Source organism: Actinomycetota bacterium (assembly GCA_035536535.1).
Lineage (GTDB): Bacteria > Actinomycetota > JAICYB01 > JAICYB01 > JAICYB01 > DATLNZ01.
The window spans coordinates 1-8,410 of the sequence record DATLNZ010000190.1 but is presented as its reverse complement, the minus strand read 5'-3'; the positions used below and the strand labels follow the sequence as shown (position 1 = coordinate 8,410).

The following is an 8,410-nucleotide window of genomic DNA, read 5'->3' as shown; positions in this document are numbered from 1 at the left end:
AGGGACGGGACGTTCACCGTCGGCGACTTCGCCCTGTTCGTCGTCTTTCTGGACCAGCTGACCTGGCTGCCGGAGGAGATCGGACGGCTGATCAGCGAGCTCAAGAGGACCGACGTCTCTTTCGGCCGGCTGCAGGAGGTCGTGCCGGGTCAGCCTCCGGACGAACTGGTTGCGCCGGCACCCGTCCACCTGAAGGGCCCTCTTTCCGGCCTCCCCCCGGTGCCGGCAAGGGAGCGGCTGGAACGAATGGAGCTCAGTGGGATCGGCTACACGCACCCGGACGGCAGGCTGGGGTTGTCCGACGTGTCGCTGGCCATCGAGCGAGGATCTTTCACCGTCGTCACCGGCCGCATCGGTGCCGGAAAGACGACGCTTCTGCGGGGCCTTCTGGGCCTTGTTCCCCTTGACTGTGGCGAGATCCGCTGGAACGGCAGGCAGGTGTCAGATCCCGGCGCTTTCTTCGTCCCGCCGCGAAGTGCCTATACGCCCCAGGTGCCGCGTCTTTTCAGCGAGACGCTGCGCGAGAACCTGCTGCTTGGTCATCCCCAGGACGAACCGGGGCTCCACTCCGCGATCCAAGCCGCGGTCCTGGAGCGCGACCTTGTGTCGCTCGAGCGCGGGATCGACACGCTGGTCGGCCCGCGGGGGGTGAAGCTGTCCGGTGGGCAGGTGCAGAGGGCGGCCGCAGCCAGGATGTTCGTCCGCAGTCCGGAGCTGATGGTGCTGGACGATCTGTCCTCGGCCCTCGACGCGGACACGGAGGCGCTGCTGTGGTCCCGCCTGTTCGCGCGCGGACGCGGCGTGACCTCTCTCGTGGTCTCGCACCGGCCCGCGGCGCTGCGTCGCGCCGATCAGGTCCTGCTCATGAGCGACGGGCGTTTGATCGACCGGGGAACGCTGGATGAACTCCTCGCCAGGTCGCCGGAGATGCGCAGCCTGTGGCAGCACGAGCTGCGTCCGCCGAACGACCCGGCCGGTCCTGTTCCGGGGGACGCGACTGCGCCCCCCCGAGCGTCCGATGCGTGAGTGCCGCCTGGAGCCGGGATCGGTGAAGATCAACACAACCAGGCACCGAGAGGCCAAGGGGGACATGCGGGCGTGAAGCCGGAACTGATCGCCGCCGCGCTCGCCCGGTCGCCGCTGTTCTCCCAACTGGATGAGCCCGCACTGCTGAGGCTGGCCGGGAGCACGACGATCAGGACCTACCGCAAGGGGCAGCTCGTGTTCCTGCAGGGGGAACCGGGGGAGTCGCTGTACGTAGTCGCGGAGGGACTGCTCAAGCTCTTTGTCGTCTCGGAGGAGGGCGAGGAGATGGTCCTTTCCACCATTGGCCCCCCGGAAATCTTCGGGGAGCTGGCCGTGATCGACGGACGGCCCCGCTCCACTTCGGCCGAGGTGCTCGAGCCGGCGAGGCTGATCGCGCTGACCAGAAGCACGCTGCTGGACCTGCTCGGGCGGGAGCCCAAGCTGGCGGACGCCCTCCTGCGCTCCATCGGCGCCCGGCTGCGCCGGCTCACAGAGAAGGCGAGCGACCTGGTCTTCCTGGACCTGCACGGACGCGTGGTCAAGCTGCTTCTGCAGATGGCCGGCGAGCAGGGACCGGGTGACGACGAGCATGTCGTGTTGGACCTGCATGTGACGCAGTCGGACCTCGCGGCCATGGTGGGAGGGTCCCGGCAGAGGGTCAACCAGATCCTGCACGCGTTCGAAGAGCAGGGGCGTTTGGAGCTGAGCGGCCGACAGATCGTCTTCTGCCCCCGGACCCTACGCGCGACCGCGTCCTCCACCGGCTCCGGCTGACGCCTTCCGCCACGCGCGCCTACGGCGCCTGATGCCCTGCGGGAGCCCGCCAACTGTGTGCAGTTCTGCACACGGTCGCTGTCGCCCCGGGGACAGTTCCCAGACCCGCGGTCGGCCATCCTTCTCGCATCGGGGTCAACGGAGGAGGGGTGCGATGAACGCAGGGCGCAACGCAAGCAGGCCGGGACACACCGGCGGGGGAGCGACGGGGAGGGGAGCCATGGCATCGATGCGGTTCGCGGCAGTGGCGGTCGCTACGGCAACGGCAATCCTGGCCGGGGCTTCGGGCGCCGGAGCAACGGAGTACAGCGAGCGCGTGCTCGCCGCTCAGACGGTCCAGATCAACGACCTTCCGCTGGGGGCACCGGTCCTGGTGATCGAGGGTAGTCAGAACGCAACCGACCGCAGGCTCTACGACATCAAGTTCGCCGTCCAGGGCCAGCCCATGCACACAGTCAGCGCCTTCACAGGCGGAACTGCCTCCGCGCCGATGAGGTTCGAGCTGGTCAATCCGGCCATCCTGCGCTCGAACATCTCGGCAAAGCTGACCTACCGCTACGACGCGGCGCAGCCTGTCTGTCTGGTCGGTGTCGACGGCACGTGCAAGGGTTCGCTTCCTCTGGACCCGTCCAACGCCAAGTGGCTGGTCGGCAGCCCGCGGGCCGACTGGGGCCAGATGAGCCTCGACTCCGACCCCAGGGATTGGAGACTGCCGTCGGCCAGAAACGACATGTCCGCCGGTGCCGGTGCCGAGCTGATCCTGGAGCTCGTCGCCTCCACGGCGGGAGCGTCGACGGCCACGCACACGATCCGGGTTCCGTTCCTCGGACAGGTCGTGGGGGGAGTCATCCACTAGATCGCACCCCGACGCGCAAAAGGCCTCCCCCGCAGGGGAGGCCTTTTCGCGTTGGCTGGAGGCCCCGAGGGGATTCGAACCCCCGTTTCAGCCTTGAGAGGGCCGTGTCCTGGGCCGCTAGACGACGGGGCCAGTTTGCGTGCAAGCGTATCGCAAGCCCGTCTGTCGCATTGGCCGGCTGCTCGCGCGGCTGGGCGGCGTGCGGGTATCGTGGCCCCTTGTTGAAAGCGCCGAAGGAGGGTAAGTGAACAAAGGCGATCTCATTTCACGCGTCGCCGTTGACGCGGACATCAGCAAGCGGGAGGCGACCCAGGCGGTGGAGGCACTGCTGGACGCCATTCAGACGGCAGTCTCCCGGGGAGAGCGGGTAAGCCTTCCGGGCTTCGGCACCTTTGAGGCCCGCGACCGCTCGGCCCGCACCGCACGCAACCCACAGACGGGCGAGAGCATCAACATCAAGGCGACGACGGTCCCGGCTTTCAAGGCCGGGCTGGCGTTCAAGACCGCAGTCGGCGGCAAGAAGTCCGGGGCCAAGGGCGGAGCCAAGGCCTCCGCCGGCGCCAAGAAGACGTCGAAGTCCAAAGGACGTTAGCCAGCGCATTCCGAAGCCGGGGGCCGCTTCGCGGCCCCCGGCTTCGTCACCTCCGGCTCCCTCGCAACTGATCGCGCAGTTGCGCGTCCATGCCCGGTGCGGTCGCCAGCGCGGCGGCCAGGGCAGGCTCGTCGTCGAGGTCGCGGTCAAGTCCCGGGATGCTCACCACCCGAGCCCACAGTCCGGCTTGTCGTGCCACCTGTGCGTGGCGAAGCGCGGACCGGGGGCCGAAAGCCGGAGGTAGCGATCTGCGCAGGAGCAGCGCTCCGGTCCCGCCGTCTCGGGTCGCCGCCACGACGACGTCGCCCGGCTCCCGCGTCAGCCGTATCACCGATTCGGCGGTGATCCAGGGCATGTCGGCGGCGACCACCACGGCCGGCGTCCCCGTATCCGCCAGGCCCTCGCGAACTGCAGCATTGAGTCCAGGCCCGTGCTGGCGCATGACGTCGGCTCCGCCGGTCCAGCCGAGGTCGCCGGAGCGGACGCACGTCACGCGCAGGCCCGCCTCACCCAGGACCCCGATGACGTGGCGCAGCAGGGACTCCACCAGCAGGTTTCTCGCCCCGGCCCCCAGCACGTGCGCGAGGCGCAGCTTGGCCCGGGCGCCGGTCTTGACGGGCACGACGGCGTCGGCGGGAAGCATTCCCAGAGGCTAAGTGGTCGCCGGGGCAGCTGTGTGCCCCCCGCTCGCACGCAGGCCCCTCCGCCTGGTCGGCCGTGCGGAGGTCCGCGCCACCGGGCATGCTTGCTGGCATGAGCGGGTTGCGCGTCCTCGTGCTTTTCGGCGGCCGGTCGGGCGAACACGAGGTCTCGGTGGTCTCGGCGCGGACCGTCGTGGCGGCGCTGGAGTCGCTGGGCCACGTCCCGTGCCCCGTCGGCATCTCCCGCGCCGGCCGGTGGGTCGCGTGCGACCCACGCAGCGCAGATTCGGTCCCGGACCAGCCGGACGATTTCGAGCTGCGGCCCGATCCGGCTGCGCCGCGCGACTACGACGTGGTGTTCCCGGTCCTGCATGGGCCGTACGGCGAGGACGGCTGCGTGCAGGGACTGCTCGAGCTGGCCGACGTCCCCTACGTCGGGTCCGGGGTACTCGGATCCGCCGTTGCGATCGACAAGATCACGCACAAGCGCCTGCTGGCGGCGGCGGGCCTGCCGGTGGTCGGGTTCGTGGAGGTCCGGCGCCAGGGATGGGATTCGGATCCCCAGCAGATCCGCGAGGCCGTGGCCGCGATCGGGTATCCCTGCTTCGCCAAGCCCTCCCGCCTCGGTTCCAGCGTCGGGATCTCCAAGGTGCAGGGGCCGGGCGAGCTGGACGAGGCGATCGCGCGGGCGCTCCTGCACGACGACCGGGTCCTGGTGGAGGCACACGGCGGCCCGCGCGAGGTCGAGGTTGCGGTCCTGGAGACCGAGCCGCTGTCCGTCTCGGTAACGGGTGAGGTGACGCCCGACGGCGAGTGGTACGACTACAGGGCGAAGTACCGGGGCGAGTGGACCGTCCTGAACATCCCCGCCGACCTGCCGGACGACGCGAGCGAGACGGCTCGCGACTACGCCGCCAGAGCCTTCCGGGTCACCGCTTGCGAGGGGCTTGCGCGCGTCGACTTCTTCTGGGACCCGGTCACGGAGGAGATCGTGGTCAACGAGATCAACTCGATGCCGGGGATCACCCCGAAGAGCATGTTCCCGAGGCTGATGGAGGCGTCCGGAGTGCCGTTCGCGCAGGTCGTCTCACACCTGCTCGACCATGCGCTGAGGCGGCACGAGGCCAAGCTGCGCCTCGAGCGGGCGCGCTCGGCGGCGCACGCCGAAGAGGTCGGCGAGATGGCGGCCGGGACGGGGGGCTGACCCCCCCGGGTTACAGGTGGACGATCGGGCAGGTGAGGGTCCGGGTGATGCCCTCGACCGACTGAATCGCCGAAACCACGAGCTTGCCGAGCTCGTCCACGGTCTCGGCCTCCGCCCGGACGATGACGTCGTAGGGTCCGGTGACGTCCTCCGCGGACTTCACGCCGGTGATGTTGGACGCCGCCGTTGCGACGGCGGCCGCCTTACCGACCTCTGTCTGGATGAGAATGTAGGCCTCGACCGACACGACGATCTCCTTTCTTCAGGTTTTGCAGAGGCTAGCGGGGTCATGCTCGAAGCCGCAACACGATGAGGGACCGGGTCTTCGCAGACCGGGAGGAGGCCGGGCGCGTCCTTTCCGGATTATTGCCCCCGCTGGGGATGCAGGCGCCGGTCGTCCTGGCCGTGCCGAGAGGCGGAGTCCTGGTGGCGGTGCCGGTAGCTGCCTCGCTGCGGGCCCGGCTGGACGTCGTGGTAGTCCGCAAGCTGGGGGCCCCCGGCAACCCGGAGCTGGGGCTGGGCGCGGTCGGGGCGGACGGCCAGGCCGTTGTGGACGAGTCGCTCGTGCTCGCCATGCGCGTCGGGCAGGACTTCATCCGCGCCGAGATCGACCGCCAGCGCCGGGAGGCGCAGCGAAGGGAGTCGGTCTACCGGGGCGAGGCCCGGCCCCCGGACCTCCAGGGGCGCGACGTGGTGGTCGTGGACGACGGGATCGCGACGGGGGGCACAGTGGAGGCCGCAGCGGTGCTGCTGCGCGGGCGGCGTCCGGCGAGACTCGTCCTGGCCGTTCCGGTCGCCCCCCGCCAGAGCCTGGACCGCCTGAAGCGCGTTTACGACGACGTCGTGTGCGCGGAGGTGCCGAGCCGGTTTTACGCCGTCGGGCAGTGGTACGACGACTTCCACCAGGTGACCGACGAACAGGTTCGGGCAGCTCTGCGGCCGGCCGGTCAGTGATGCGCCGCGGGCGTGTGGTCCCGGTGCGCGTCGTCGGGGCCGTGGTCCGCGTGCGGGTCGTCCATCGTCTCGAGCTCCGGACGCGGCCCGATCCCGAGTCCGGCCGCCGCCACCAGCAGGATCAGAAGGCCGAGCCCGGCCATCGAGGCGACCAGCGCCACCCAGGGCCCTCGCCGGGCCGGTGCCTGCCTGGCGCCGGCGAGCGCGGCCTGCAACTCGGGGCTGGCGGTGCAGACCGTTCCCTTCGGAAGGAATCCCCCCACCCCCGAGAACACAAATCCGCGGGTCCGGTCGTTGCGCAGCAGGATCCGCCCTTGCTGCCCCTCCTCGAAGACGACGTCGATCGGGGTCCCGTCGGAGCCGCCGGCCGTGCCCGACCCGCAGGAGCTGGACAGCGAGGCGGCGCGCGGGAGGGGCGCCGTCTTCAGGACGCCCGCGTCCCTGAACCTGATGCTCACGGGCCGTCCCGGTCCGGGCGTTTGCGCTCCGGCCCCGGGGGCCGGAGCGACCACCGATGCCAGCAGGACCAGCGTCGAGGCGACGAGGACTTTCCTCACGATCCGCTCAGGCCTCATCGGCCGTTTCGGCGGCCGGCGGACGGTGGGGCGTGACATGCTCATCCGCTTCGATCCTGCCGACCGTCTCGACACGGAAGCTCGCCAGCTGCGGCTTGCCCTTGGACCCGCGAGGCGCTCCGAAAAACGTCACGAAGTCGTTTTCGATGACGTAGTTCTCGGCTTCGATCTCGAACATCCCGGCGCTGGCATGAACTATGTAGCGCAAGATCAGACCTCCTCGGCTCCCGCGCGGCTTTTGGCCGGTGGGCTCGTGGCGCTGTGGCGAATACATCCTACGGAGGCCGGCGGCACGCGCGGTGGTCGCCCGGCGGCCGCGTTGGATAGGCTGTTCCCCCGAAATCCCCAGGGGCGGCAGCCCCCAGCCTGTGGAGGAGTCGTCTGAGCGAGGTCCGCACCGAAGGCCTCGAGCGCCACGGGATCAGCGAATCGAGCGGCGCCACCTACTGGAACCTGCCCCCGGCCTGCCTGGTTGAGGAGGCCGTTCGGCGCGGCGAGGGGGTGATCGCCGCGGAAGGGCCCTTCTGCGCCGTTACCGCCCCCTACACCGGCCGGTCGCCGGACGACAAGTACGTGGTGAGGGAGTCGTCCACCGAGTCGCGCATCTGGTGGGGCAAGGTCAACCAGGAGATCAGCGAGGCGGCCTACGACCGGCTGAGGGCCAAGGTGGCAAAGCGTCTGGGCTCCCGGGACCGCTTTGTCCTGGACTGCGCGGTGGGAGCCGACCCCCGCTACCGCATCCCGCTGAGGGTCATCAGTGAGACCGCATGGACGACGATGTTCGCGCAGAACATGTTCATCGACCTGCCGCCGGGCGACAGGGGCGCGCACTCCCCGGAGTTCACGGTGCTCCACGCTCCGGGGGCGTCGGCCGACCCGGCCTCGGACGGGACGAACAGCGAGGTCTTCGTCGTCATCCACTTCGGACGGGGCGAGGTGATCATCGGCGGGACGTCGTATGCCGGCGAGATCAAGAAGTCGATGTTCACCGTCATGAACTACCTCCTTCCTCTGCGCGACGTCTTTCCGATGCACTGCTCGGCCAACGCCGGAATGGACGGATCGGCCGCCGTCTTCTTCGGGCTGTCGGGCACCGGCAAGACCACGTTGTCGTCGGACCCCACGCGCAAGCTGATCGGCGACGACGAACACGGCTGGTCGGACCACGGCATCTTCAACTTCGAGGGCGGCTGCTACGCCAAGGTCATAAAGCTGTCGCCCCAGGGGGAGCCGGAGATCTACGCCGCCACACGGCGTTTCGGCGCGATTTTGGAGAACGTGGTCGTGGACCCGGACACCCGGCGCGTGGACTTCGACGACGGCTCGATTACCGAGAACACCCGCGGTTCGTACCCGATCTCTTTCATCCCCAACGTCGCCGAAGGCGGGGTCGGGGGCCACCCCCAGGATGTCGTGTTCCTCACCGCCGACGCGTTCGGCGTCCTGCCTCCGATCTCTCGGCTGACGACCGAGCAGGCCAGGTACTACTTCCTTTCCGGCTACACCGCGAAGGTGGCCGGGACCGAACGGGGGGTGACCGAGCCGCAGGCGACCTTCTCGGTGTGCTTCGGAGCGCCGTTTCTGCCGCTGCCCCCGGGGACCTACTCGAAGATGCTCGGCGAGAAGATCGTCAAGCACGGCTCCCGGGTCTGGCTCGTGAACACGGGGTGGACGGGGGGTCCTTTCGGGACCGGCAGGCGGATGTCGATCCCGCACACCCGGGCGATGCTGCGCGCCGCGCTGGACGGAGCGCTGGACGAGGTCCCGACGACAGTCGAGCCGGTGTTC

11 protein-coding genes and 1 tRNA gene are annotated in these 8,410 nt (G+C 69.6%); 7 read left to right on the top strand and 5 right to left on the bottom strand.

Annotated elements, in window-relative coordinates; genetic code table 11:
• From VNE62_12630 to VNE62_12620, 3 genes are all read left to right on the top strand, one after another.
• On the top strand, positions 1–1,026 hold a 1,026-nt coding region (locus VNE62_12630; GenBank protein HVE93125.1), incomplete at its 5' end, for an ABC transporter ATP-binding protein.
• A gap of 72 nt (positions 1,027–1,098) precedes the next feature.
• Positions 1,099–1,800, top strand: coding sequence for a Crp/Fnr family transcriptional regulator (locus VNE62_12625; protein ID HVE93124.1), 702 nt, complete (start codon positions 1,099–1,101; stop codon positions 1,798–1,800).
• A gap of 154 nt (positions 1,801–1,954) precedes the next feature.
• Complete coding sequence (locus VNE62_12620) at positions 1,955–2,656, top strand: hypothetical protein (protein HVE93123.1); 702 nt, start codon at positions 1,955–1,957, stop codon at positions 2,654–2,656.
• Between the two features lie 56 nt (positions 2,657–2,712).
• Here VNE62_12620 and VNE62_12615 read toward each other — a convergent pair.
• Positions 2,713–2,788 (bottom strand) — tRNA-Glu (locus VNE62_12615).
• 112 nt (positions 2,789–2,900) lie between these two features.
• Here VNE62_12615 and VNE62_12610 point away from each other — a divergent pair.
• On the top strand, positions 2,901–3,248 hold the full coding sequence (locus tag VNE62_12610) for an HU family DNA-binding protein (GenBank protein HVE93122.1): 348 nt from the start codon (positions 2,901–2,903) through the stop codon (positions 3,246–3,248).
• 46 nt (positions 3,249–3,294) lie between these two features.
• Here VNE62_12610 and cofC read toward each other — a convergent pair whose 3' ends face one another.
• Positions 3,295–3,891, bottom strand: a complete 597-nt coding sequence (cofC, locus tag VNE62_12605; GenBank protein HVE93121.1) for a 2-phospho-L-lactate guanylyltransferase — start codon at positions 3,889–3,891, stop codon at positions 3,295–3,297.
• Positions 3,892–4,001: 110 nt separating this feature from the next.
• Between cofC and VNE62_12600 the strand changes: the two genes are divergently transcribed.
• Positions 4,002–5,093 (top strand): D-alanine--D-alanine ligase family protein, encoded by a 1,092-nt coding sequence (locus VNE62_12600; protein ID HVE93120.1) that lies wholly within the window; start codon positions 4,002–4,004, stop codon positions 5,091–5,093.
• Positions 5,094–5,103: 10 nt separating this feature from the next.
• Here the strand turns inward: VNE62_12600 and VNE62_12595 are convergent, their stop codons facing one another.
• Complete coding sequence (locus tag VNE62_12595) at positions 5,104–5,340, bottom strand: Lrp/AsnC ligand binding domain-containing protein (GenBank protein ID HVE93119.1); 237 nt, start codon at positions 5,338–5,340, stop codon at positions 5,104–5,106.
• Positions 5,341–5,402: 62 nt separating this feature from the next.
• Between VNE62_12595 and VNE62_12590 the strand changes: the two genes are divergently transcribed.
• Positions 5,403–6,047: a phosphoribosyltransferase family protein gene (locus VNE62_12590; GenBank protein ID HVE93118.1), complete on the top strand. Its 645-nt coding sequence runs from the start codon at positions 5,403–5,405 to the stop codon at positions 6,045–6,047.
• On the opposite strand, the gene VNE62_12585 is transcribed toward VNE62_12590, so the two are convergent.
• Positions 6,041–6,604: a hypothetical protein gene (locus VNE62_12585; GenBank protein ID HVE93117.1), complete on the bottom strand. Its 564-nt coding sequence runs from the start codon at positions 6,602–6,604 to the stop codon at positions 6,041–6,043. The two genes, VNE62_12590 and VNE62_12585, sit on opposite strands and share 7 nt — an antisense overlap.
• Before the next feature lie 7 nt (positions 6,605–6,611).
• On the bottom strand, positions 6,612–6,830 hold the full coding sequence (locus tag VNE62_12580) for a hypothetical protein (protein HVE93116.1): 219 nt from the start codon (positions 6,828–6,830) through the stop codon (positions 6,612–6,614).
• A 158-nt stretch (positions 6,831–6,988) separates the two neighbouring features.
• On the opposite strand from VNE62_12580, the gene pckA reads away from it, so the two are divergent.
• The coding region (gene pckA, locus VNE62_12575) for a phosphoenolpyruvate carboxykinase (ATP) (protein ID HVE93115.1) at positions 6,989–8,410 on the top strand (1,422 nt) is incomplete at its 3' end.

Bases quoted from the DNA above. Each gene is read 5' to 3' on its own strand.
- VNE62_12620 (HVE93123.1), top strand. From the start codon at position 1,955: ATGAACGCAGGGCGCAACGCAAGCAGGCCGGGACACACCGGCGGGGGA.
- cofC (HVE93121.1), bottom strand. From the start codon at position 3,891: ATGCTTCCCGCCGACGCCGTCGTGCCCGTCAAGACCGGCGCCCGGGCC.
- VNE62_12600 (HVE93120.1), top strand. From the start codon at position 4,002: ATGAGCGGGTTGCGCGTCCTCGTGCTTTTCGGCGGCCGGTCGGGCGAA.
- VNE62_12590 (HVE93118.1), top strand. From the start codon at position 5,403: ATGAGGGACCGGGTCTTCGCAGACCGGGAGGAGGCCGGGCGCGTCCTT.